The organism is Leptospira jelokensis, from assembly GCF_004769635.1.
Taxonomy (GTDB): Bacteria; Spirochaetota; Leptospiria; order Leptospirales; family Leptospiraceae; genus Leptospira_A; species Leptospira_A jelokensis.
Map to the genome: position 1 here is coordinate 45,536 of NZ_RQGH01000024.1, position 24,824 is coordinate 70,359.

Annotated in this window: 20 protein-coding genes; 9 read left to right on the forward strand and 11 right to left on the reverse strand. The window is 39.3% G+C overall.

The window, feature by feature from the left end; genetic code table 11:
- Positions 1–16: 16 nt before the first annotated feature.
- Both EHQ62_RS09490 and uvrC read right to left on the reverse strand, forming a co-directional pair.
- Positions 17–2,842, reverse strand: a complete 2,826-nt coding sequence (locus tag EHQ62_RS09490; protein WP_135642236.1) for an LIC11755 family lipoprotein — start codon at positions 2,840–2,842, stop codon at positions 17–19.
- A gap of 33 nt (positions 2,843–2,875) precedes the next feature.
- The gene (gene uvrC / locus EHQ62_RS09495; RefSeq protein WP_135642238.1) at positions 2,876–4,723 is read right to left on the reverse strand and encodes an excinuclease ABC subunit UvrC; all 1,848 of its coding nucleotides are present in this window, start codon (positions 4,721–4,723) and stop codon (positions 2,876–2,878) included.
- Positions 4,724–4,797: 74 nt separating this feature from the next.
- Between uvrC and EHQ62_RS09500 the strand changes: the two genes are divergently transcribed.
- Positions 4,798–7,293 (forward strand): methyl-accepting chemotaxis protein, encoded by a 2,496-nt coding sequence (locus tag EHQ62_RS09500; protein ID WP_167482864.1) that lies wholly within the window; start codon positions 4,798–4,800, stop codon positions 7,291–7,293.
- Complete coding sequence (lepB, locus tag EHQ62_RS09505) at positions 7,286–7,810, forward strand: signal peptidase I (RefSeq protein ID WP_244241721.1); 525 nt, start codon at positions 7,286–7,288, stop codon at positions 7,808–7,810. The genes EHQ62_RS09500 and lepB overlap by 8 nt, the downstream gene beginning before the upstream one ends.
- An 11-nt stretch (positions 7,811–7,821) precedes the next feature.
- On the opposite strand, the gene EHQ62_RS09510 is transcribed toward lepB, so the two are convergent.
- Positions 7,822–9,507 carry a GAF domain-containing sensor histidine kinase gene (locus EHQ62_RS09510; RefSeq protein ID WP_279638324.1) on the reverse strand — a complete coding sequence of 562 codons (1,686 nt, stop codon included), beginning with the start codon at positions 9,505–9,507 and terminating at the stop codon, positions 7,822–7,824.
- A gap of 164 nt (positions 9,508–9,671) precedes the next feature.
- Between EHQ62_RS09510 and gap the strand changes: the two genes are divergently transcribed.
- Genes gap through EHQ62_RS09545 form a run of 7 tightly spaced genes read left to right on the forward strand, consistent with a single transcriptional unit; the run spans position 9,672 to position 15,758 of the window.
- Entirely contained in the window at positions 9,672–10,679 is a 1,008-nt protein-coding gene (gap, locus tag EHQ62_RS09515; RefSeq protein ID WP_135642244.1) for a type I glyceraldehyde-3-phosphate dehydrogenase, read from the forward strand.
- Between the two features lies 1 nt (position 10,680).
- Entirely contained in the window at positions 10,681–11,871 is a 1,191-nt protein-coding gene (locus EHQ62_RS09520) for a phosphoglycerate kinase (protein WP_135642246.1), read from the forward strand.
- A gap of 1 nt (position 11,872) precedes the next feature.
- Positions 11,873–12,622, forward strand: a complete 750-nt coding sequence (gene tpiA, locus EHQ62_RS09525) for a triose-phosphate isomerase (protein WP_135642248.1) — start codon at positions 11,873–11,875, stop codon at positions 12,620–12,622.
- Positions 12,623–12,631: 9 nt separating this feature from the next.
- Positions 12,632–12,964, forward strand: coding sequence for a preprotein translocase subunit SecG (gene secG, locus EHQ62_RS09530; protein ID WP_015678104.1), 333 nt, complete (start codon positions 12,632–12,634; stop codon positions 12,962–12,964).
- A complete protein-coding gene (locus EHQ62_RS09535) occupies positions 12,924–13,592 on the forward strand; it encodes an LIC_12096 family protein (protein WP_135642250.1) in 669 nt (222 codons plus the stop codon). The genes secG and EHQ62_RS09535 overlap by 41 nt, the downstream gene beginning before the upstream one ends.
- A 1-nt stretch (position 13,593) precedes the next feature.
- A complete protein-coding gene (locus tag EHQ62_RS09540; RefSeq protein ID WP_135642251.1) occupies positions 13,594–14,748 on the forward strand; it encodes an LIC_12097 family sensor histidine kinase in 1,155 nt (384 codons plus the stop codon).
- On the forward strand, positions 14,745–15,758 hold the full coding sequence (locus EHQ62_RS09545) for a response regulator transcription factor (RefSeq protein ID WP_135642254.1): 1,014 nt from the start codon (positions 14,745–14,747) through the stop codon (positions 15,756–15,758). The genes EHQ62_RS09540 and EHQ62_RS09545 overlap by 4 nt, the downstream gene beginning before the upstream one ends.
- Positions 15,759–15,882: 124 nt before the next feature.
- On the opposite strand, the gene EHQ62_RS09550 is transcribed toward EHQ62_RS09545, so the two are convergent.
- Genes EHQ62_RS09550 through EHQ62_RS09585 form a run of 8 tightly spaced genes read right to left on the reverse strand, consistent with a single transcriptional unit; the run spans position 15,883 to position 24,824 of the window.
- Positions 15,883–16,950 (reverse strand): hypothetical protein, encoded by a 1,068-nt coding sequence (locus tag EHQ62_RS09550; RefSeq protein WP_135642256.1) that lies wholly within the window; start codon positions 16,948–16,950, stop codon positions 15,883–15,885.
- Between the two features lie 3 nt (positions 16,951–16,953).
- Positions 16,954–18,207 (reverse strand): nicotinamide-nucleotide amidohydrolase family protein, encoded by a 1,254-nt coding sequence (locus EHQ62_RS09555; RefSeq protein WP_135642258.1) that lies wholly within the window; start codon positions 18,205–18,207, stop codon positions 16,954–16,956.
- Positions 18,208–18,213: 6 nt separating this feature from the next.
- Entirely contained in the window at positions 18,214–19,989 is a 1,776-nt protein-coding gene (gene argS / locus EHQ62_RS09560; protein WP_135642261.1) for an arginine--tRNA ligase, read from the reverse strand.
- Positions 19,986–20,246, reverse strand: coding sequence for a hypothetical protein (locus EHQ62_RS09565; RefSeq protein WP_135642263.1), 261 nt, complete (start codon positions 20,244–20,246; stop codon positions 19,986–19,988). The genes argS and EHQ62_RS09565 overlap by 4 nt, the downstream gene beginning before the upstream one ends.
- On the reverse strand, positions 20,243–20,992 hold the full coding sequence (recO, locus tag EHQ62_RS09570) for a DNA repair protein RecO (protein WP_135642265.1): 750 nt from the start codon (positions 20,990–20,992) through the stop codon (positions 20,243–20,245). The genes EHQ62_RS09565 and recO overlap by 4 nt, the downstream gene beginning before the upstream one ends.
- Positions 20,993–21,457, reverse strand: a complete 465-nt coding sequence (gene ybeY / locus EHQ62_RS09575; protein WP_135642267.1) for an rRNA maturation RNase YbeY — start codon at positions 21,455–21,457, stop codon at positions 20,993–20,995.
- Entirely contained in the window at positions 21,454–23,820 is a 2,367-nt protein-coding gene (locus tag EHQ62_RS09580; RefSeq protein ID WP_135642269.1) for an HD family phosphohydrolase, read from the reverse strand. The genes ybeY and EHQ62_RS09580 overlap by 4 nt, the downstream gene beginning before the upstream one ends.
- The gene (locus EHQ62_RS09585; RefSeq protein WP_135642271.1) at positions 23,817–24,824 is read right to left on the reverse strand and encodes a PhoH family protein; all 1,008 of its coding nucleotides are present in this window, start codon (positions 24,822–24,824) and stop codon (positions 23,817–23,819) included. The genes EHQ62_RS09580 and EHQ62_RS09585 overlap by 4 nt, the downstream gene beginning before the upstream one ends.

A 24,824-nucleotide genomic window follows, 5' to 3' on the forward strand; every position in this document is an offset into this window, starting at 1 on the left:
GAAAAAAATTTGGATTTCAATTTTCTTCTCGAAAGGTTTCAAAATCATCCGCAGAGGTTCCATTTGTATTTTGTTTTAACCAGAGGTATTCTCCAGTAAGGACCGTTTTACGAAATGGTTTTACTGATTCTCTGTGACCAAACGAGGAGACCAAATAGAAAATCCCATTTTTTTCTTTCCTAAGTTGGATGGATTCCCCACTTGAAATTCCATTGCCAATGGTTTGTGTGGTTTTTACTGTTAACAGTAAGTCTCTATCTCTATGAAAAATAGGAAGGTACCAATCCTTCCCATCGGGGTCCACAATCCATGCGCAGTGTTCTGGAAGTAATAAGGAATGATTTGTTACAAATCCATTCCCCTGTTTCCCTTTTGGCAATTGATCTGGAAACCGAGTTTGGTATGGCACTAGTGGATCAGAAGATGTTTCATCTTCGATGGAATAGAAAAGTAAATCTTCTGCTTGGTTTGATCGGTTACAAACATACACCCATTCATTTTGGCTGTCATACGGATTGGGATAAATTGCCTCAATTTGTACAGGGCCTTTTCGTTCCAAAAATCCTGTGGGACGAATGAGTTTTGGATTCTCAATAAAAGAATATATTTGTTCACTTGGTTCTACAGTTACAAAAGAACCAAAATCGATTTGGAAAAATTTTGGATTCACATTTGTGACTCTAAGATTGGATACTCCCCGACCATTCCCCCAGTTTACATTTGTGTTTTGGTCGATGGCAAAATTAGTATCATACTTTCCTTCCTGTTCTGATTTTCGAATCTCTAAACTACGATGTTTGTCTTTCCCTGGAGTTCTATAAAACCCAGAGCAGGTATTTGATGGAGCATACGAGGAAGAAAAGAAAATGGGACTGTCTTCCGGATGGAGAGAATGGATTCCAAAATTCGAAATCAAATTGAGAGAATTTTCCTCCCAATGCAAAAGAACCGTTTCGACCTTGTCTTTATCCTTGTACTGTAATGACTGGAAACTGCTAGAAAAAAATCCATCGGGCAAATGGGTAATTTTCTCTCCAAAACAAAGGTTTGGTGAAACGGCAAAACTTACGATTTCAGTGTCTTTTGGTTTCCAAAACAACAATTGATCGTTTGCATTTGTTTGGAATGAAAAAATCCCTTCCTCATGGGAATGGAAACCAAAATCGAAAAATGGATACTGGTTTATCGCTAATTCTAATAATTGTCCCCCAACTTTTGGGACCACCACGTCTTCATGAGTGCCTGGGCTCATATAGAAACCTAACGAGTGTAAAGTTTGATTTGATCCTTGTTTAGGATGGGGAAATTCAAATTGATTTCGGTAAATGGAATGGAGATTTTTTTCTCCGCTTCGGATGAGATGAAACTCCTTAGTTGGGAATTCAAACAATTTTGTTTCTTTTGTGATCCTTGATTCAAGTTGGAAGGATGGGATTTGCAAAATAACCATTGGTAGGAAAAATGGTTTTTCCCGTTCTAAGTTCCCCCAACCTGTCCAAGGTTTGCGAACAAATAAAAACAAAGCATCTTTTTCAAGTATGGTTTCCTTTGCCACAAATGGATAAAGAGAACCATTCAACCTCCAATTGAGAGAAGAAAGATCACAACGAGGCCCACGATTTTGAAATTCAAAAAAAGCAGGGAATGGGTATTGTGAATCAGCTTGGTTCCCTGGATAAAACTCAGTGAAATGAATCCCTTCTAACGAACAACTTGGTGTGGAAAACATTGATTCATCATACGATTGTTCATTCGGTATTCCTGGATTCCCACAAAAATCTTCCTTTGTTTTCCAATACTTCCATTGGTCGCGGCAGGATGTAAATCGTGTTTGGTGGGAAAAAAATTCGTCTCCCTGGCGAAAGGAAAAAGGAGAATCATGGAAACTAGAATCACCAAACAGAATCGAAGAATTTGTTCCGAGAGAAAGAAGAAAGGATTTGGGAATGGGTATCCCCTGCAATTTCCCTTCATCAGATAAAAGTAAAATCCCATGTGGCAAAACCAAACGACTTCGTTTCAAAAATTCATCGGATTGGAATCTTGAAAGTTCCCCTGCTTCTTCCCATTCGATGGATTCCGCCTTCGGACACAATATTGAATCAGATGGATTTTCCCATTCCAAATAACGCAAGTAAGATGATTCCGAATGGCGAAATACTTCGGAAACAATGGGTGAATTCGGAGTACATTCTGATAACCAAATTTCATTTTGATTTTGGATGGATTCTAATATAGAATCTGTATCTGGGCAAGGAAGGGTTAAAACGATGGCAGGTGATTTGTTTTCAGAAAGAGACAAAAGGTTGGAACGAAACACAACCTCACATTCCGTTTTAGATTTTTGCAAAAAAATGGGATGAGGAACGGCAAATACTTGGTAGCTAACCATTCCATTCGACCAAATTTGTTGTTTCCATTCTAAAGAAGGATTTGTTTTGGAAGCTTCCGCTTTCCACTTACCAAATTCTGTAAGACGGACTTTCCAATCCTTACCCGATTCAAAAAAATGTGGGTATTCACCCTCAAGTTTTTCTAAATAGGAAAAACCTTCTTTCCAACGAAAAAAAGATTTTTCATCCATTCGCAAACAAATTTGAAATTTACTACCTAACTCAAGTTTGTAGAGTTTCAATGGAAGGGAAAAAAGGCAAAGCACCCCTGATTCATATGATAAAATAGATTGGGAGTTCTTTACTTCATGAGGAAAGCCTAATGATCCGTAAAAAAATTGGATTTGTGGAGATTCTCCTACATCCTCAGAGGGAAAATAAAAAGGAGATTTTCCATCTGAATGACAAGAAAAAAAGAGAAAAACGAAAATCCATACAATACGTTTCACTGAGAGTCACCCACAGAAATGAGTGGTGAAGGATCAGTCTTTAGGTTCTATTTTTTTTAAACTTTGGATGTTATTGTAAATTTTTTCAGCAAGCACTGGGCCAATCCCTTGAACGCCTTCTAATTCCTCTCGCGTAGCATCTGTTACCTTTTTCTTTGTATGGAAATAACTAAGGATACTTTTTCTACGACTGGCCCCAATATCTGGGATGTCATCCAAAATTGATTTCAGTGCTTTTTTCTTACGTTGTAACCTTTGGAAAGTGACACCAAAACGATGGGCTTCATCTCTTAAATTCCGAAGCAGACGCATCATTGGTGAGTGGATGTCAAAACTATAGGGGTGTTTTTCCCCTGGAAAATAAATCTCTTCTCTTTTTTTGGCAAGGCCCACCATGGGGATATGACCTAAATCCAAGGCATTGGCAGCCTCGGCCGCTCGTGAAAGCTGTGTTAGGCCCCCGTCAATTACGATGAGATCAGGTAGAGCTTCTCCTTCGTTCACAAGGTGGCTTAACCTCCGTGCTATCACTTCATGGATCATACCTGGGTCATTGATTCCCTCATACCCACGCATTTTGTAATGCCTGTAACCTGGTTTATACGGTTTTCCCTCCACAAACATCACTCCACTGGCGACAGGCAAACTGCCTTGGAAATGAGATATATCATAACACTCTATGGTACGAGGTAAGGTAGGAAGGTTTAACTTTTCTTGTAATTCTTTCATGGCGACGGTTTGGTCGCGGAGTTTGGTTGCAAGGATTCTTTCTGTTAAACTTAAGTCTGCATTTTTTTCCGCTAGGCGGAGTAAGGATTTTTTTGGACCCATCTCTGGAAATTTGAGTTTGATGGAAGTGCCAAATTTTTCTAAGATGGCTTCTAAAAAAACATCATAATTGCCTTTTGCGGAAGTTGGAAGATACACAACACTCGGCAAAACGGTGGCATTTAAATAATAATCCCGTAAAAAGGATGTAAACGCTTCTTCATCGTCTGAAAAAGAAAGTCCAGAAAGAGGAAAGGATTTTTTTCCTTCAAGCCTTCCCCCTCTTACTTCTAGGATCACAATTTGACCTTCATCATCCCTTTTACTAATCCCAAGAATGTCTTCGTCTCCGCCATCTAAACTAACAACAGTTTGCTTCTCGCGAATTTGGTTTATTTTTTCAATTCTTTGTTTGAGAAAACCTGCTCGTTCGTATTCCATTTTGGCAGAGGCTGCAATCATTGCCGATTTTAAGTCAGCAACTAACCTTTCTTTTTTGCCTTCCAAAAATCGTAAAATCTCATCCACTAACTCTGCATAGGTTTCTTTTGTGACATTCCCTTGGCAGGGCCCCAAACAACGTCCCATATGAAAATTGAGGCAAGGCCTTTGAGGTTTCGCCAAAGGGAGTTTCAACTTTGTTTTCCGAATGGGAAAAATTCGGTGAATCAGCTCAAGAGTATCACGGGCAGCTTTCACATCTGTAAAGGGACCAAAAAATTTATCTCCGTTATCTTTAACTTTCCGAGTTAAAAATACCATTGGGTAGTCTTCACTCGTAGAAACACATAAAAAGGGATATTTTTTATCGTCTTTTAACCTAACATTAAACTTAGGATTGTATTTTTTGATGAGAGTTGCTTCAAGCAGCAGTGCTTCTTTTTCTGTCCTTGTGGCAATCCAATCTAAATCATATAACTCAACAAAAAGTGCCCGAGTTTTTCTGTCCTTTTGGTTTGGATTCAGATAAGACCTAACTCGTGATTGGAGTTTGAGTGCTTTTCCTACATAAATCACTTGCCCCAATTGGTTTTTCCAAAGGTAACACCCAGGCAAACTACCTAAATTTTTAATTTTTTCTTGGATGGTTTTGAGAACAAGTGTGTCTTTCATAAAGGGGTGGTTTTGGAATTTTACGTTTACAATTCTTAGACAATCTGTATCCCTACGGTATGGACATACGGAAAATGATCAAATTTATAATTTTTGGTCTGGAAGGATTTAATTATTTCATTGGTTTCCCATTATTACTCTCTTACATCTATTTTTTCACACAATGGACACAAGAAGAATTTGAAATCATTCTAATTTCCACTGCCCTTATCGTCGTTTTCCTACTTGTTTTTTGTATCTCATTTTATTACGTCCGTTTTTCCCCTGTCCTTCGCATTTACAATGGAACGGCAACAAGTAAAGACAACCACAAGGCATATTTCTGGTTGGACCACTTGGAAAAGGTTTCAATGATGGATGTTGCCATCAGGTATAGCATCGGGTATGTTTTTGTTTTGATCGCCTTACTCGTTTTCCAAAAAACGAGAAACTTTGTCCTCTTAAGTGAACTAGCGATTGGACTTGGGATGACTTTGGCATTTACCATTTTATTCCAATCCATTTTTATCGGGTTCGTTGAAACAAAGTTTAATGTAAAAGGGATTTTATTATCCATTCGCATGGACAAAAACTCACGGATCAATACAAGAAGGTTATCTCGCAATTTAGGATTCCAAACAGTCTTGTCCTTTCTTGCAGCCATATTACTTCTCTTTATTATCAATTACCGAATGAATTTCAAACAAGAGTTAGACCTTGTGAATACCAGTATGAAACAATCGGTTATGGATTCGGAATCACTCATGAGGCTCACTCTTGTTGATTTTCGAGACCGACTCACCATATCCATATTTGCAGATAACAAACTCAAAGACCAGATTGTGAAAAAGAATCTAAGCGGAGTTCGTGCTGTCTTAAATGAAATTCAATTACGAAGTACAAACCATGCCGTAGAAGCCTTGTTCTATTACAAACCAGAAGATGGGATATTCATCTCCACAAACGAATATGATAAATCCAAAACGGGTGGGGTATTTTATATAGAAGATGGTGATTTGGCAAGACAAGGGCCACTCCGCCACACAAGCATCCGTTCTCGTATTTCAGGGGATATTGTTTCCCCATACACCCTTCCCGTGTATGAAAATAACGAGTTCCAAGGGTATGTGGGAGGTTTCTTAAATATTGGAAAACTATCTAGTTTTATCTTAGGGAACTTAAAAATTGGAAGTTCAGGAAAAGTTGGATTTTTTGATGGGGATGGATCCATCGTTTATTACACCGACAAAAAAGAAATTGGAAATAACGCCAAAGCCAAGTTAGTATTTGATACACCCTTCCAAACAGATGAAGCACTAGGATTTATAGATTCAGCAGAAGATGGCACACAAAAACGAATTTTCTTTGTCAAAAACCCTGAATTCAATTACATCATCTTTTGTATTTTTGAAAATGCAGAACTCTATGAAAAAACATTGATGAGCCTTTTATTGACACTGGGGATATCCATCTTTATCGTCATCGTGATTGGTGTTGTTACCGTACTTGTCATTGAATCCAAACTGAAACCCCTGGAGCGTATCAAAGTCCGCATCAGTGAGATGGTCAAAGGGAATTTAAAATCCGATTTTTATGACCCAAGCCGGGATGAAATTGGAAGTATGGCCAACGCCATGTTTGATTTCCAAACAAAATTACGCCAAATTGTCAACCAAACCCAAACCGTATCAAATGAACTGACAAACACAAGTTCCGATATTTATGAATCCATGTTAACCCTTTCCGATGCAGCCCAAAACCAAGCGGCAAGCAGTGAAGAAATTTCAGCCTCTATTGAAGAAATTACAGCAGGCATTGAAAGTGTGGCCCAAAGGACGGAGACCCAATCCTTTACTTTGGCATCCCTCATGAAAAAGATGACAGAACTCAACCAAGCAGTAACAGAAATTGATAAAAAATTCCAAGTGGCTGACACTCGTGTGGGCGAGATCACAAAAGATGCCAAAAAAGGGGAAATTTCACTTGGTGAAATGAAACTTTCCATGGATAAAATTTACCAGTCTTCCTCTGAAATGACAAATGTAGTCGAAATCATTCATAATATTTCCGAACAGATCAACTTACTAGCGTTAAATGCTGCAATCGAGGCGGCAAGGGCTGGTGCCAGTGGCAGAGGTTTTGCTGTGGTTGCCGATGAAATTTCAAAACTTGCCGACAAAACAGCCAAATCCATCGAAGATATCGAAGAACTTATCAAACAAAACGAAGGGGAAATCAGCCAAGGCCAAGAAAAAATTGACCAATCCATTTCCATCTTAAGTGAAACCATTACCGGCGTGAATTCGATCAACCAAATGACAAAAGAGATTCGGTCTGTTGTGCAAAAACAAATTGAAACAAACGAAGAAGTGAACGAAGGTGTCACTCAGATCCGTGAACTTTCTGAGATGATCCGAGAAGCAACCGACGAACAAAAAACGGCGATGATGGAAATCTCACGTTCAATTGCCGAGATCAACCAACATGCCCAAACCACAGCCATTTCAAGTGATGGAACGAAGTCCAATTCACAAAACATGAACCAACTCACAGAAAGTTTACGAAAAGAGATCAACTATTTCCATGTCTAAACAAAAAATCCCTCTCAAAACAAAACTCATCGCAATCCTTTTGCCTATGGGCATCGGGCTCACATTTGCTCTCTTTGTGAAATACAAAGTATTGTTACCTGTCTCTATTTCCAATGGCTATATGGAACCTAGCTTCAAACAAGGGGAAACGAAATACTTTACGAGGTGGTTTCGAAAGGACAATTTGGGAATTGGGGATGTTGTGATTGCGGTCTCTCCGTCTGATCCAAATTCTTATGTGATGGCAAGGATCATTGGAAAACCGGGAGACTCCATCTCCATCCAAAAACGATTTGTCTTTCGTAATGGAACAATCCTTGACCCGGCTCTATTTCCTGAACCGAGTACCCAAACCATCCCCCTAATCCCACAAGGAAAAACAGAACACGATGACATGAAAGAAGTCACTGTGCCTGAAAAATCCTTTTTTTTACTCGCTGACAACAGAGAAATTGGTGTGGACTCGAGAACCCTTGGCCCCATCCAAGAATCACAAATTTTTGCGGTTTTATGGTAACTTAACAAACCTTAGTTTGTGATTCTAACTGGCAATCCAATTGTAAAAATGGTTTTGCCAGGTTTGGAAACAAATTGAATGGAACCTAAGTGCCGTTCTACGATCTTTCGCGATATATCCAAACCAAGACCACTCCCTTCCCCCAATGGCTTTGTGGTAAAAAATGGTTCGAAAATTCGATTTTGGATTTCCAAAGGAATTCCTGGCCCCGAATCCTCAACCGATACAAAAACTGTATCCCCTTCTAATTTCATTTGTATGATGAGTTTCCCTTGAAAGGACATCGCTTGTAAGGCATTGTAAATTAAATTTGTCCAAAGGTGTAATAATTCTTCTGGATAACCTTCGATAAAAGGAACATCCCCAAACTCTTTTACAAGTTTTACATTTTTTTTGAATTGGTTTTGGTAAAGGGTCAAAACCGTTTCGATATTTTCTTTTAAATTCACTTGGATGGGATTTTTGGAGATCTCAAACCTGGCAAAGTTTTTTAAGGCAAAGGTCATTTTACTTGCCCTCTCCACTGCAAGCAACATGATATGAAGGGATTGGTACACTGTGATTTCTTCAACAAGCAAGGTAAGGATCCTTTCCAATCGCTCTCCACAAAGTAAGTCTCGAAATGATTCGAGAACATCCAAATCAAATCCTGCATCAATCAAGTGGTAAGCAAAGGTATCAGGGATTCCATTGGTTTGTAACCAAACTTCCAATCGTTTCCTTCGGTTCATACGATCCCGTCCAGAAATGATTTCAATCCTTGTCCTTAATATTTGGATGAGTTCCAAAAACCGTTTTTGTAACGTTAGGTCAGGTAATAATTCTTTTAATTCTTTTTGGAAAATGGAAAGTTCCGATTCAAACAAAAACTCTTTTAGGTTTTCGGCAGAAGATTGGATGGCGGCAATGGGATTGTTGATCTCATGAGCGATCCCTGCCACAAGTTGGCCAAGGCTTGCCAGTTTTTCAGATAAAACCAATTGGTTTTGTGCTTTCTTTAAACTGGTTATTGTCATCTCCAATTCATCATTTGCCAACTTTAATTTTTTTGTACGTTCTTCGACCAATCGTTCCAAAGATTCATTCAGTTCTTTTAACTCATTTTCTCTGGCGATCAGTTCATCATTGATTTTGTTTTTTCGTTGGTTGCTGATGGTTAATGAAATTTGGTCACCTAACTGGCTACAAAAAATAATTTCATCTTCTAACCACATATGTTTTTTATTAACATGTTCAAAACATAATGTACCGATGAGTTCTTCCCCCATGCGGATCACACCATCTAACATGGCAGTGATGCCATTCGGGATTAGGTAGGTATCAATGAATCCTTTGGTTCGTGGGTCGGTGTAAGGATCATTTGCATCCACAAACTTTTCATTGACTAAGTAATGGAACTCCTCTCGAAATTCATTTTCTTTTAGGATGGCCCCAGAACTGTGAATCCCCGCACTCCTTATGTACGTGTCCACATTCACAAGTTCATTTTTGGAATCGTTAAAAAGCCAAACTCCGACCCGTTCGATTTCTAAGCCTTCCGCTACGGATTTCGTGATGAGTTGGGAGATGGTTTGGATGTCCCCTGACCGAGCGCTCGGATGGGAGGAGACCTTTGCCAAGATGGTTTGTTGGATTCTGGCTCGATTGAGTTCTAGTTTTAGGGAATCCATCGTGAAGTTAGACAGAGAAAAGCCCACCAACCATACACTGCCACTGGGAAGAAGTCACCCTAAAATTTGGGAATTTCTCTTTCCGTGAATGCTCCTTCTCCCTTTAAAATGAGTGACATAGACCCCGAACTCGAAATTCTGTTATTAAAAAATCGTTTTATCTCTAGATACGAGCCTTTTAGGAGAAACTCATGGTAAAAATCGCAATTAATGGTTTTGGTCGCATTGGACGACTTGTGCTTCGTTCCGGAATCAAAGATCCCAATTTAGAATTTGTAGCAATCAACGACCTCGTCACCCCAGACAACCTTTCTTATCTATTCAAATATGACTCCACCCACGGTCGATTCGACGGGGAAGTTTCTCATACAGACAATGAAATCATCATCGATGGCAAAAAAGTAAAAACCTTCTCCGAAAGAGACCCTGAAAAACTCCCATGGAAAGAACTCGGAGTGGACTTCGTGATTGAATCCACAGGTCTTTTCACTGACCGAGTCGGCGCAGAAAAGCACATCAAAGCGGGTGCAAAAAAAGTTGTGATTTCAGCTCCTGCCAAAGACAAAGACATCCCTACTTTTGTCATGGGTGTGAACCATGAAAAATACGATGCCGCAAAAGACAATGTTGTCTCCAACGCATCTTGTACAACAAACTGCCTTGCTCCGATCACAAAAGTGGTCCTTGACAATTTTGGAATCGTAGAAGGCCTTATGACAACCATCCACGCGATGACAGCAACCCAACCAACCGTTGACGGACCTTCTAAAAAAGACTTCCGAGGTGGACGTGGTGCTGCCCAAAACATCATCCCTGCTTCCACTGGAGCGGCAAAAGCAGTAGGACTTTGTATCCCAGAAGTGAATGGAAAGCTCACTGGTATGAGTTTTCGAGTTCCCACTCCAGACGTATCCGTTGTGGACTTAACCGTTCGAACAGAAAAACCAACATCACTCGCTGAAATCAAAAAGAAAATGAAAGAAGCAAGTGAAGGTTCTATGAAAGGAATCCTTGGTTACACGGAAGATATGGTGGTATCCAACGACTTCCTAGGTGACATTCGTTCCTCTATCTTTGATGCGGATGCTTGTATTGAACTAAGCCCAACGTTTTTCAAACTTGTATCTTGGTATGACAATGAAATGGGATATTCCAACCGAGTGTTAGATCTCGTACGTTACATGGCAAAAAAAGGCTAAGATGAAATTACCTCTTCTAGAAGAACAAAATCTAAAAGGAAAACGAGTTTTTGTTCGCGTGGATTTCAATGTCCCTGTGGAAAACGGAATTGCGACGGACAAAACTCGAATTGAAAAAACCCTCCCTACTTTGGAACTCCTCATTTCCAAAGGGGCCAAAATCATTTTGGGAAGCCACTTAGGCAGACCGAAGGGTGGACCGGAACCAAAGTATTCCATGAAACCTGTGTTTGATGTCCTTTCCACACTGGTAAAAACCAAAGTCAGTTTCTCAGAGGCTGTCATTGGAGCTACCGTCGTGAAGTTATCAAATGATCTCGGCGAAGGAGAGATTTTACTTTTAGAAAACCTTCGTTTCCATAAGGAAGAAGAGGCAAATGATGCTGGTTTCTGTAAGGAACTGGCAAAACTGGCTGATGTGTATGTGAACGATGCGTTTGGAACTGCACATAGAGCACACGCTTCCACAGAAGGTGTGGCCCACCTCCTGCCTGCGTTTGCAGGACTTCTGATGAGAAAAGAAATTGAAGTCTTAAGTGGTCTCCTCGCAAGACCAGAACGACCTTTTGTGGCGATCGTGGGTGGATCCAAAGTGAGTTCCAAATTTGCGATTTTAAAAAACCTTCTGGAGAAGGTAGACCACCTCCTCATCGGGGGTGGCATGGCCTATACATTTTTGAAATCCAGAGCGGTGCCTGTTGGGAAATCCCTTGTGGAACCAGAATTTGAATCCCAAGCCTTCCAACTCATTGACAGGGCTGGGATCCAAGGGGTAGACTTACAAATCCCAATTGACCATATCATTGCAGACAATTTTGATCCCAATGCAAAAACGAAGTCCGTGGACAAAATGGGAATCATCGATGGTTGGATGGGAATGGACATTGGTCCTAAGACGATCGACAATTATGTGAAAGCCATAAAAGAAGCAAAAACCATTTTATGGAACGGCCCGATGGGTGTTTTTGAAATGGATAAGTTCTCGAAAGGAACCATCGAAATTGCAAAGGCCATTAGCAAATCCAAGGCCAAAACAGTTGTGGGTGGCGGGGATTCCATCGCCGCAGTGAACAAAGCCGGTGTGGCAGACAAAATCACTCATATTTCCACTGGTGGTGGTGCTTCTTTAGAATTTTTAGAAGGACGAACCCTGCCTGGCGTACAATGTTTACTCCCAAAGGAAGAAAAATAAAATGAGAAAGAAGATCATCGCAGGAAACTGGAAAATGAACCTCAGTTTGGCAGAGGCAAAATCAATCGCAAAAGGATTGTTAAGTGCCAGTGACTCATCTTCTTTCGAAGTTATGGTATTTCCGAGTGCCCTTCATTTAGAATCGGTTTCCTCCATTGCAAGTGGATCCAAACTCATCGTAGGGGCGCAGAATGCTTACCAGTCTGGCCTCACAGCCATGACCGGTGAAATTTCCCCCGTGCAACTTGCAGAACTTGGAATCAAAACGGTGCTCGTTGGCCATTCGGAAAGGCGCCAATTCCTCGGTGAAACTTCCGAGTTTGACAATGCCAAAATCTCTTACTTCTTAAAAACAGGGCTTCGTGTTGTGTATTGTGTAGGAGAAACCTGGGCAGAACGGGAAAAAGGCCAAACGTTCTCTGTCCTCGAAGACCAAATCAAAAAAGGTCTAAAGGATATCACAAGTGACCTCTTTCAAAATCTTGTGATTGCTTACGAACCAGTATGGGCCATTGGCACAGGAAAAGTGGCAACACCCGTGGAAGCAGAAGAAGCCCATGCTTTCATTCGGAAAACCATTGGTTCACTTTTTGTGGGGGCAGAAGCCGTGGCAGAAAACATTCAAATTTTGTATGGTGGTTCGGTGAAACCGGACAATATCAAAGAACTTCTCGCCAAACCGAACATTGACGGTGGCCTTGTTGGTGGAGCCAGTCAAAAATTAGATTCATTTTTAGGACTTTTAAAATAAGGAAACTTTATGGGATTTTTTGCAGGAACCATTCTCACTCTATTTGTTCTACTCTCTCTTTTTCTCATCCTTCTTGTGATGATCCAAACGGGGAAAGGTGGTAGTGCAGGTATGCTCGGCGGATCTACCGCTAGCCAATCCGTGTTTGGTGCATCAACAGCAGATGTAATGACAAAAACAACTCGAGTCGCAGCGATACTATTCATTGTATTATCACTTGCTCTCTCCTTTGTTTTTGCTAAGAAAGATGAAGTATTAGTTCCAGATTTGGAACCAAGTTTGGAAGCTCCGGTAGAAACTGATGGAACCACTCCCGAAGTACCGGCACCTAGCGCTCCTTAGTCTTCTTTTATTCAGTGTTAGTCTCTATTCAGAGACTAACATTACCGAAAAAGAAAATCGATTAGACAAGGAAATCCTTAGCCTTTACCGAGATATCGCAAAGGCTAGGGAACTTTTGTCTTACGAGCAAGTTTCTTCCTTACCTGCAAATACGACCATCCAGTTCATTGGTGCGTATCCAAACCGAACGGGGTTACGGATTCGGAAATTCAAAGTGGATCCAGACCCACAAAACAAAAACCGAATCAAACATTCTGAAGAAAAATCAATTTTACTAGAATTTAATGGATCCGTATTGTCTAAGGTGGAAATTTTAATCACAACAGAAGATACTGAGATTGAACAAAAAACAAAAACCAAAATCACAGATACTACCCCACTCGATGATTCTGTTAATGATATGGTAATCCAATTTTCAGGGATTGATGGGACAGATAGTTTCCCACTTTCATCCCTTAGGAATGATTCCGTAAAACAAGAAAGGAATGATTTCAAAAAAGATTTTTATATCAAATTTTTATTAGACTTTCATAGCCAACTGACATCCATCTCTGCCCTTCAGAAAACAAATGGAAACAGTAACCAAAAGAAGATGTTCAAACAATTGAACCAATCATTAGGGTATTAAATTGTCTGATTTGGTAAACCAAGGTGATTCCCATTCGATAGACAATATCGAAAAAGTAGCCGAAAAAGCAAGGGAGTTAGAAGCCATTTATGATGTTGTACAAGACCCCCTTGTTCTCATTGATTCCGATTTTAATATCCAAAGGGCAAATTTAGCAACCATCCTATTCGCAAAAAACAATAAATACGATGAACTGCTTGATAGAAAGTGTTACGAAGTATTGTACCAACGAACAGACGTTTGTCCGTATTGTCCAAAAATCAATGTAAAATCAAAGGAAAAAAACCAAACTAATTCCACACCGATCACTCGGGAAATATTTTTTCGTTCTGAAGATAAAAAACAAACCCTACTCTTAGAATTTTACCCTTATCCAAAACAAGAAGATTTGTTTTGGATGGTAGAAAAAATTTCAGATGTAACCAAACAAAGAGAAAAAGAAGAAGAATCCTTTCGGATGCGTAACCTTGCCTCACTTGGAATTTTAATTTCAGGCATAGCCCATGAATTAAATAACCCACTAACGGGAATTAGCCTAACACTACAAAATTTAAAAGCTAACTGGCAAAACCAACCTCCAGAACAAATTGAAAAACGCCTGGACATGATAAGAAATGATATCTCTCGTGCGGCCATCATTGTTTCCGATATCATCTCTTTTGCCAAAACGGATAAAGTAAAAGTCACACTTGGTGATATCGTCGAAACTATCAATCGCGCGAAGGACACAGTGATTCGTTTGTATCCCCACTTAAGTAAAAACATCAATTGGCGGATCACTTGTGACCACGAATACCAATTCCCTTTCCATCCAGGGAAAATGGAACGTCTCTTTATGAATTTATTTCGTAACTCGTTACAGGCCTTCGACTATAGGCCGGGCGAAATCAATATTGAAATCCGCAAAACAAAGAATTGGCTTCATATCATCATAGAAGACAATGCGGGTGGAATCCCTGATGCCATCATCCAAAAGATATTTGATCCCTTTTTTACGAGTAACAAATCAGGAACTGGAACAGGTCTTGGTTTGTCCATATGCCATTCCATTGTAAAAGAACATGATGGAAATATTTCGGTAAAATCAGTAGAACAAAAAACCAGGTTCACGATTTCCTTTCCGCTCACAAACGATATCACGGAGCCAAACACATGAAACAATCCATACTGATTGTCGAAGACATTCATTCCATCCGCGAAGCCATTATGGATTTGTTAAGTTCCAAATACAATGTTTTTGGAGCGGAACATTTTGAAGAAGCCGTTTGGTATCTCACGAATGAAAAAATTGACCTAACCATCACAGACATTCGATTACCAGGAAAATCTGGGATCGATCTCGTAAAATTCATCCAAAAAGAATTCCCTCACGTATTGTATGCGCTTATGACTGCATACAATATCAATGAATATATAAAATTTGCAAAGGACCTTCAAATTTGGAACATCATTCCTAAGTATAGTTTTTTGGACATCCATCTCATCGAAGTGATGGTGGAAAAATTATTGTCCAATGATATATTCGGTATTGAAAAGTATTTCACAAAGGAATTCCAGGTATTTGATACAAACATCAACAGTGAATTCGAAGAAGCTCCAAGTAATGGGATTGTATACAAACAGATCAAATCTGACCAAGACAGATCTATTTTATGTGGAAAAATTTCAAAAAACCTGATCCAATTAGGTGCACCAAAAGCCATCCAACAAGTGTTAGAGGAACTAACCTCCAATGCCATGATCCGGGCACCCCGCACAAACGAAGGGGAATACAAATACCAATTTGAAATTCCAAGCCATGATATGGTAGTCCCATTGGATAATATCCAACTCATGCCAGAGGATTATTTTCTCATTGGGTATGGGTCTACTGAGAGCACAATTTTTATTGTTGTAAGAGACCAGTTTGGCTCACTCAAGAAAGAGGAAATATTACACCGATTGGATCGCCATATCAGCATTGATGAAACAACCGGGTTCCCAAAAGGATTAGAAGATAGCCATGGCCGAGGGCTCTACATTTGCCGTGAAATTTCGGACCAATTGATCTTTAATATCAAACCTGGAGTTTGCACAGAAACCATAGCGATGATCAATAGGGAAGGAAGGACCGGATTCAAATCCTTATCCATCTATGAAGTTGATTCCAAACCAAATTCAAACTAATTGTATCTTTCATTTTCGTTTGGAGCCATTCACTACTCTGGATGCAGTTGGTTCGTTTTAAAAATCCTACCAAATTGTCTTGATATCCTAATAGCATTGGGATTACAAAATACCTACACCAACTTCACAATTTCTGAAATTGGACCAAATCGGTTTTTGTTTCCATATAGAACACAGACTCTAACTTACCTGGAAAAAACCGAATGGGAAGTTCTGAAGGAGAGATTCGTTTCTTTCGGATCAGGTCTCCCTTTCCATTCAAAAATAGAAGTTCCGAATCCATAAGGGCCACAAAAAAACTATCTGTGGCGAATATGGATTGGTAAACTCCACCTTGTTTTGCCTTATTTTTTTCCCAAACCAATTTCCCTGATTCATAATATTCCAATGAATTTGGTGTTTGAATTAAAATTTGCCCCTCGTTTCCAGTGGCTATGTACAATTGGTGGGGGAAAAACTTGGCTAAAGCGAATTCCTCTATTGATTTACCCGATCCATCGAGTAGGAGGATCCAGTCTTTATTTTCTCTTGAAAAATGAACGGTTGTGAGTTTCCCATCGGGAGAAAGAGAAACGGATTTAAAAAATGAGTTTGGTTTGTCTTTTGATAAATCAAAACCAAAGATGACATTCCCCTTTTCATCCAATCGGTAAATCTCTCCTCCAGAGAAGAGCACCACAACTCCCTTGTTTTTCGTATCAAATTGGTAGTCAGTTAAAAACCTACCATTTAACTCTTGTTTTCCGACCTGGTTCCCACTTTCATCTAGTAAAAATACAGTGTTATTGTCTCCCGATAAATACAAAACAGGTGATGCAAAATAACCACTCCTAGGGTAAGAATTAATGGGTTTTTTCCAATACAATTCACTGCTGTCGGAATAAAAATTAACTTCGTCACCAATTTTTTCATACAAAAGGTAACCGTTCCCAAGTATTGGAAAATCGACCAAATACTTGGCATCGAATACTTGGAGAGAATTTGTTTTAAACGAATAAAACTGTTTATTGAATTTGTAACCATTGATGGTTTTTATAGGATCTTCTCCCACTTTTGGAGATGTTGTTCCAAACTTACCCTCTAAATTCCAAATCCATGTTTCTCGGATGTTCGGAACAAAATTGAATTCCACATCCCAACTCAAATAAAATAAAAGAAAAAAACCAAGTGAATACAGAATGTTTTGAAACATAGTTTATGTTGTCCTAAATTTTAAAGATTGGTATAATAAAAACAAAGCAGTGTTACTCGCATTTTCCCGGATTGCTTCTCGATTCCCAGGAAAGATGTAACGATGTACTGAGACCTTTCCATTTGGTTCTTTTAGACCAAAACAAACGGTTCCAACTGGTTTGCCCTCACTACCCCCTTCTGGGCCAGCAATCCCTGTTATGGAAATACCAAAGTCAGTTTTTGTTTTTTCGTAGAGGCCTTCCACCATGGCCTTTGCAACTTCGTCACTCACTGCACCATATGTCTCAATGGAATCCTTTGGAACTCCAAGCAAATTTGTTTTTAATTGATTTGAGTAAGTGAGAAAACCACCCATAAAGTAAACACTAGAACCTGCTTGTTCCGTTAGTTTTTTTCCAAGAAGTCCACCCGTACAACTTTCAGCAACCGAAACAGTAAGGCCTTCTTTTAATAATTGTTCGTGAACAAATTGAAATACATCATCGGATATGATTTTTGGATATTGTGTTTCAAGGCGGTTTATTATTTTTTCCAATAATCCTTCATTCGTAGATTGGAAAATACATTTGATATAACCTCTGTTTGCCGTAACACCCCACTCTGCCTCTTTAAAAAATTCCTCCCGATTTGGTTCAATGAATTCATTTTGGAATAACGACTCACCGATATTCCACAACCATTTGGTTTTATGGACTAAGTTCTCACGAGGGTAAAGTTTTTTTAACTCAGGGACCAAACGGCGTCTGAACATCTCTGTCATCTCGGAGGGAACTCCTGGCATACAAACCAAATAGGAATTCTCTCCCAATGATTCAATAAATCCAACAGCAATGCCAACTGAGTTATCTAAGGTTTTTGAACCTTCTGGAACATGGGTTTGGCGAAAAACACTCGGAAGGATGTCTTTGTATTCTTTTCCACGTGATTCATAAATTTTTGTTAAACGGAGTTTTGCCTTTTCAACAGAATAAGAGGTTTTCCCAGTGAATTGCAAAACCGTTTCTAAAGTATAATCATCTTCAGTGGGCCCAAGCCCACCTGTCATAATGGCAAGAACTTGTTTTTCCTTGGCAAGAGTTTGTAAGGCTTTTAATTCAGAAAGGATGAGACTTGGATCATCCGGTAATGTGATGAATTTTTTTACCTTCCAACCAAGCTCAAATAATTGATTTGCGATCCAACCAGAATTTGTGTCAACACTCCTACCTGCTGTAAGCTCCGATCCCGTTGACAATATAACAATGTGAGGAGTCATTTAGGATTACTCTCCTTCTTTTGACATCTTCTCTGGAAAAGTGATTCCCAGTAGTTCTAATCCAGAAGCGATCGAACATTTTGTTAAATAAATGAGAAGTAATAAGTGTTCCCTTTCTTCCCCTTGTTTTTCTTTAATACGATTGTTTTTATCAGAATAGAATTTTGTAAAAGCTTTACTAAGTGATTGTAAGTAATTGGTTAGGCGGTGTGGCTCTAAATTAGAAGCTGTATCATATACTTCTTCTTGGAAACGAGAGACCCAAAATAACAAACGAAGGCGTTCATCGGATTGGAAATGGTTGGCATTTAAATTGCTTGGCCCCACCCATCCCTCCATAGGAATTTGTAATTCACGAAAGATGGAACAAACCCTTGCATGCGCATATTGGATATAAAATACAGGATTTTTATCTGATTCATCCTTCGCTAAGTCCAAATCAAAATCGAGTGGTGCATCAGAACTTCTCATAAGGAAAAAGTAACGTCCAACATCTTTTCCATTTTTCCCAAGATAAGTTAATAAATCTCGCATTGTCTGGAAAATTCCCAAACGTTTACTCATTTTTACTTTTTCTTTGTTTTCGATCAAATTCACTTGTTGGGCAATGAGAACCAAAAAACTATCCCTTGGTTTTCCAAAAGATTCCACAGCTCCTTTCAAACGAGCAATGTATCCGTAATGATCGGGTCCCCAGATATCGATGAGTTTGTTAAAACCACGTTTGTATTTGTCATAGTGATAAGCAATGTCTGCCATTAGGTACGTTGGCCTTCCATCTTCCCTACGGATCACTCTGTCTTTGTCATCACCATACTGAGTGGATAAAAAATGAAGTTTCCCATCTATGGTAGTCACATCTTCCGATTTTAAAATAGAAGGAACTTTTTCAACTTCACCAGCTTCGTGTAAACTCCTTTCACTATAAAACAAGTCAAACTGCACTCCAAAAAGTTTTAGGTCTTCTTTTTGTCGGCTTAGATTGTAATCCACAGCATACTTTGACAAATATGGTACCAATTCTTCCCAGTTTTTCTTTAGAATCCAATCTTCTACTTGCTTTGATTTGGAATTGTCCTTTAGTAATTCTTTGGCAATATCTTTAATGTATTCACCACGGTAACTTTCTTTCGGCAAAATTCTTTTTTCTATCAGTGAAGTTACAGAATCCTCACTCTCCTCTTCTTGGAATGTGATGGTTTCTCCTTTTTCTTCAAAGATTCGAAGTAATACCGCAACTCCAAGTAAATACACTTGGTTGCCATAATCATTTACATAAAACTCTCGTTTGACGGTATGGCCAAGGCTTGTGAGTAAATTCCCAAGAGCATCCCCGTATGCCGCAGAACGAGCCGAAACAATATTCATGGGTCCAGTTGGATTTGCAGAAACAAACTCAAGTAATATGTTCTCAGTATTTTCCGAATGTGCAAAACTAACACTAGGAAACATCACTGCGTTAGTATACTGGAGTAGATAGGAAGCACGAATTCGAAAATTGATAAATCCTGGAGGAGAAAAAGTTACAAACTCAAAGAGATCTTCATTTTTGATCTCCGAAAGTATACCTTCCGCAATCTCTTTTGGATTTAATTTTAAAAGATTTTTATTCTCCAGAGCAAAGGGAGAAGAATAATCGCCAAATTTTTCATCCCTTGAGTATTCGATTCGGATTTTGAAATCAGAAAGAGGAAGGTCTACATTTATTTTTAACAGGTATGATTTGACTGCTTTCGTTAGTTCTGTAAGGACAAGATTTTTTAATAATTGGTTGGCTTTCATTTTTCTATTTTAAGTTCCATTTTTAATTGGTCTGCATTTTCCCATAGTTCAAAACTTTTGATTTTGAAACGTGTTACAAAATTGGGGATCGGTTCCTTCGTCTCACGGATGGTTGCTTGGAAAATTTCTTTTTGGTCTTTGGAGATTTTAGGCAACGAATTTGGTTTGAGGTTTTCCGATTTTAGGAGCAATTGGAAAAGAGCAAGGAACACCGAAAAGGTCATCACAAGTAAAATGGTTTTCGTGATAAAGTTCATAAATCCCCAATGGTTTTGTAAAATTCAAAATACGACTTCAATTCCCTTCCGAGTAGTGATCGCAAAAACTGATTGAGGATGAGATCCCCTTCGGTGTATTCCGTAACTTTTGGGAAGATGGATAAAACATTTGAAAATTTCTTAGATAACATTGTATGAAAAAGTTTTAAAACAGGCAAATGATCTTTGGAAATGGGATGGCAATCGGAACATAAAAATTCACGTGAGTCGACAGAAAAATACGCCTTAGGTTTTGTTAAAACCTCTTCTCCGCAGGTATGGCAGTAAAACTCAGTGGGAAAATGTCCCATATGGGTGAGGGCACGGAGTTTGAAAAAGGGAAGGATTTCCTTACGAAATCCATTGGCATTGGACGCCTCCAAACTGCCAGAAAGTAACTGGTATAAAAATGGATGGCTCTCTCCCTCAGGGTATAAATGGGAGGTGAGCTCTGTGATGTACAAAACAAAAAGAGTTCCTATGTAATCAGACTTTAATTCATCGTATCGTTTGATTAAGTGGATTTCCTTTGTGGACTTCCAATCCTTCTCTGCTTGGTCATAAAAATCCACTTCCACCAGACAACCAAGTTCCGTTGAAATGATCGCTCTCCGTTTGGATTTACGAATCCCTTTGCTGATAAAATTCATTCGCATATGGGATTCACCCGCTAAACTGATGAGCCTATCACTATCACCTATGTCCTTACTTTGGATAATGATCCCAGTTTCTTTTCGAATGGCCATTTATCTTAAAAAAACCAAATCCAAACATTCATCTTCCATCTTTCGCATGAGCTTCGCATCTTCTTCATTCGTTTCGTGATCGTATCCAAAAAGATGTAAAATCCCATGCACTAACAAACGATAAAACTCATCGATAAGACTATGCCCAATTTCCATCGCTTGTTTCCTGCAAGTGTCCACAGAAATCACAACTTCCCCTAAAATTTGAACCGGTACCTCGGGAAATTCGCAGTACAAAGGAAAAGACAAAACATCTGTCGTTTTATCTTTCCCTCGCCTTTCCGCATTGATTGTTTTCATTCCTGCATCATCTACAAGTAAAATCGATAACTCTAATGCTTTTAAGAAACCAGGGCTTAGGAATTGTAAAATTTTTTCACTATTTTTTAATACCAAGTCTGGAATGATTTCCGTTTGGTTCGTTTCATCATTCCAATGAGTGGAAACCGAAAGGGAAGGATTCATTGTTTTGACTTTTTTGAATTCGCCGATTCTAAGGCCTTGGTATCTTCGGGTTTTGGGTACTTGGGTCTTTGGTGTAGGCTTGAAAGTAAAACTTCTTTAAAACTGGATTTGATGATTTCTAAATCACCGATGGTTAATCCACTTTCATCCAATTGGTTTTCTGCAAGTTTGGAATTGATGATTTTACGGATCAAATCATCTAAACTCTCTGGGGAAACTTCATCTAACGAACGAGAGGCGGCTTCCAATGAATCGGCAATCATCACAATTGCTGTTTCTTTACTTTGAGGTTTAGGCCCAGGGTATTGGAAATCTTTTTTGTTTATATTTTTACGTGCAGAACTTGAAATTTCTTGTAAAGCTTTGTGGTAAAAGAATGCCATTGTGGAGGTTCCGTGGTGCTCCGGGATAAAACTGATGATTTCTCTCGGTAACCTGGCTTTTTTGGCCATTTCAATTCCATCTAACACATGATCAATGACCGTTTTGGCAGCAAGGGCTGGGTTATTTTTATCGATGTGTTCCGGTTTTGGAATTAAATGTTGGTTTTCTACGAAAAATCCCGCATTCGGTATTTTGCCTATGTCATGGAAATACACACCCACACGCACAAGAAGCCGGTCCAAGTTTAGATTCTGTGCTGCCCTTTCAGAGAGTGCTGCTACCATAAAGGTATGGGTATAGGTGGATGGTGCCTTTGTTAGGAGTTGTTGTAATAATGGATGGCCCGTATCGGCAAGCTCAATCAATTTGAATCGTGTTGGGATATTAAAGATGTATTCGTAGAGTGGGAGGAGGAACTGAACGGCAGTGGCACTCGCAAACCCATTCACAAAACACATTATGATAATCCGAAATAAATTGGAATTGGTAAAATCTTTAAAAAAACCAGCACCACTCGATACAAAAAACTCCCTGCCATCAAACAGATACCCAGCCGTTGTGATTAAGATTTGTACGAAGGTTAAGAGAAAACCAGCCTTAAGGAAATCAATTCGTTTCAGTAACCTGCGCCCATAGATGGAACTCATGACCGCAACCGTGAAAGCCAACATAAACGATGTCGGGTTGTAACGTGAGGCAAAAAAGACGGCAAAGGATAAAAAGAATCCAATGGCTATGGAAAGTTGCTCATCATACACAAAACCAAGTAACAAACAGAGCATACCCACAGGGACAAACATTCCAAAATAGTAAACTCCCGACAAATCACTGTCAGTTGCATAAAACACTTTAGACAATAAATAGATCGATGCGATTACGATCCATAATGTAAAAAAGATAATGAGGTTACTGGATAGGTCATTCAATCGGTTTGGCCGGTAACGGATCAAATAAAAACCTACAATGACAATGAGGACACATTGAGTGAGGAAAATGGAAACAATGGATGCGAGGTTTGCCCTTGTGGCATACAAATTCATCATATCCAATTTCAACTTTACCTCAGGTGTGATGACATCCCCTGCTCTCACGATGATTTCATTCGCTTGGATCCTACTTTTTTGCACTGAAACTGCAATTGCAGCTTTTACTCTAGAGTTTTCAGTTTCTTCAGGGTTGTAATTACAAGCGGGATAGGAATATACATAATACAAACCTATCCGAGAAACTGCTTTGAGTAATGAATCAGATACATTTGGCAATTTTTCAGAAGCTAACTTAGATAATACGGCAGTCACTGGCCCGTCTTTATAAATTTGAGACCTAGGGATGACTAAATTCCCATCGATGATCGTAGTGTGGTCTTGGGTTCCGATATTACGAATTTTTGCACCAGCTTTGTCCAATTCTTTGGCAAAAGGTAAGTCTTCCTTTACTATGCAATACTTGGAAAAAATAAGATTTGTGTATTGTTGGATGAAATTTTTTAATTTTTCTTTTTTAGGATAATCCAATATCGCTTGGATTTCTTCGTTTGTACGATTGCGCCACCTCGGGATCCGGTCCTTCACCGTTGTGGGATTTGATTTTCCTTCTTGGACCAAAATGCGTAATATCTCTAAGTCTTCCGATAAATTGGTATCAATCCCAGAAGCTAACACCCCAAAGTCTTTATCAAAGGCATAGGGAACATTTGATTTTGCTTTTTGTTTTTCTAAATTGGTTTTCTCACTATCTTCATAGGAAAATTCTTTTACCGATTGGATGGTTTCCGGTGCAATTTTTCCTTCCGAAAAAAGTCCGTCAGGGTCTGTATCCACTTTAGATTGCCCAAAAAAAGGAATCGAAAGTACGTATGTAACAAAAAGTAAGGTGAGAAATACCAAAATGATTTGGATATTCCGTACAACAGAGACCGGTCTAACTTTTGTTAAAAAGTCAGTCACACTTGTCATTGAAGAATCAAAGATTGCTTTCATGGTTTTTTGTTAAATAAACTTTCGTTTTCTTCGAAACGTCGGACAATTGATTCGACGATCGGGTGACGGGTTATGTCTTCCCTTCCGAAAAAAATTGTCTCTATTCCATTCAAATTTCGAAGTGTGTAAACTGTTTTTTCAAGGCCTGAGCGACCATGGGCAAGATCGATTTGGGTTGCATCCCCTGAAATTGCCATTTTGGAATTTTTCCCAAACCGTGTGAGGAACATTTTGAGTTGGGGGAGTGTGCAGTTTTGTGCTTCATCCAAGATGATAAAGGAATGGGAAAGGGTGCGGCCTCGCATAAAGGCAATAGGAGCAATTTCAATTTTTCCCACTTGTAGGTATTCACTTGTTTTTTCGAAACCAATACATTCGTGTAACGCATCATAGATGGGGCGAAGGTAAGGGTTTACTTTTTGTGTTAAGTCGCCAGGTAAAAAACCTAAGTTCTCCCCTGCTTCTACGGCAGGCCTTGTGAGGATGAGCCTGTCCACTTCTCCTGTTTGCATCATGCGGCAAGCAGTGGCGATGGATAAAAATGTTTTCCCTGTGCCGGCAGGACCCATGGCAATCGTGATGTAGTTTTTATGAAGGCTATCCACAAAACTTTCTTGGTTTTTCGTACGAGGGAAAATGGGTTTGCCCTTGAAGGTGACAAAAATTTTGTCTTTGGGAGTCCAAGTTTCTCCTTCCTTTTGGAAATCTGGGGATCCTGGCGTTGGCCACCCACCACTGGAGTCTTTCACTTTGTTCACCAAGTAATCGATATCAAAAAAAGAATACTCCGATTTGTCTGGTCTTCGTTTGAAATTTTCTTCTACTTTCTGGAAGGTATCGAGTGCCACTTGTACATGGTCACTACTCCCTTGGATGATAAGAGATTTTCCACGTGGGATCAGTTTTACATTCAGTCGGCTTTCCCATAACGGGAGTTTGCTGTCACCAATCCCACATACCGTTTGGTAGAGGGATTCTTCCTGGAATGTAAAACTTTCATCCAT

Bases quoted from the DNA above. Each gene is read 5' to 3' on its own strand.
- uvrC (WP_135642238.1), bottom strand. From the start codon at position 4,723: ATGAAAGACACACTTGTTCTCAAAACCATCCAAGAAAAAATTAAAAAT.
- EHQ62_RS09500 (WP_167482864.1), top strand. From the start codon at position 4,798: ATGATCAAATTTATAATTTTTGGTCTGGAAGGATTTAATTATTTCATT.
- lepB (WP_244241721.1), top strand. From the start codon at position 7,286: ATGTCTAAACAAAAAATCCCTCTCAAAACAAAACTCATCGCAATCCTT.
- gap (WP_135642244.1), top strand. From the start codon at position 9,672: ATGGTAAAAATCGCAATTAATGGTTTTGGTCGCATTGGACGACTTGTG.
- EHQ62_RS09520 (WP_135642246.1), top strand. From the start codon at position 10,681: ATGAAATTACCTCTTCTAGAAGAACAAAATCTAAAAGGAAAACGAGTT.
- tpiA (WP_135642248.1), top strand. From the start codon at position 11,873: ATGAGAAAGAAGATCATCGCAGGAAACTGGAAAATGAACCTCAGTTTG.
- secG (WP_015678104.1), top strand. From the start codon at position 12,632: ATGGGATTTTTTGCAGGAACCATTCTCACTCTATTTGTTCTACTCTCT.
- EHQ62_RS09535 (WP_135642250.1), top strand. From the start codon at position 12,924: ATGGAACCACTCCCGAAGTACCGGCACCTAGCGCTCCTTAGTCTTCTT.
- EHQ62_RS09545 (WP_135642254.1), top strand. From the start codon at position 14,745: ATGAAACAATCCATACTGATTGTCGAAGACATTCATTCCATCCGCGAA.
- EHQ62_RS09550 (WP_135642256.1), bottom strand. From the start codon at position 16,950: ATGTTTCAAAACATTCTGTATTCACTTGGTTTTTTTCTTTTATTTTAT.
- EHQ62_RS09555 (WP_135642258.1), bottom strand. From the start codon at position 18,207: ATGACTCCTCACATTGTTATATTGTCAACGGGATCGGAGCTTACAGCA.
- argS (WP_135642261.1), bottom strand. From the start codon at position 19,989: ATGAAAGCCAACCAATTATTAAAAAATCTTGTCCTTACAGAACTAACG.
- EHQ62_RS09565 (WP_135642263.1), bottom strand. From the start codon at position 20,246: ATGAACTTTATCACGAAAACCATTTTACTTGTGATGACCTTTTCGGTG.
- recO (WP_135642265.1), bottom strand. From the start codon at position 20,992: ATGGCCATTCGAAAAGAAACTGGGATCATTATCCAAAGTAAGGACATA.
- ybeY (WP_135642267.1), bottom strand. From the start codon at position 21,457: ATGAATCCTTCCCTTTCGGTTTCCACTCATTGGAATGATGAAACGAAC.
- EHQ62_RS09580 (WP_135642269.1), bottom strand. From the start codon at position 23,820: ATGAAAGCAATCTTTGATTCTTCAATGACAAGTGTGACTGACTTTTTA.
- EHQ62_RS09585 (WP_135642271.1), bottom strand. From the start codon at position 24,824: ATGGATGAAAGTTTTACATTCCAGGAAGAATCCCTCTACCAAACGGTA.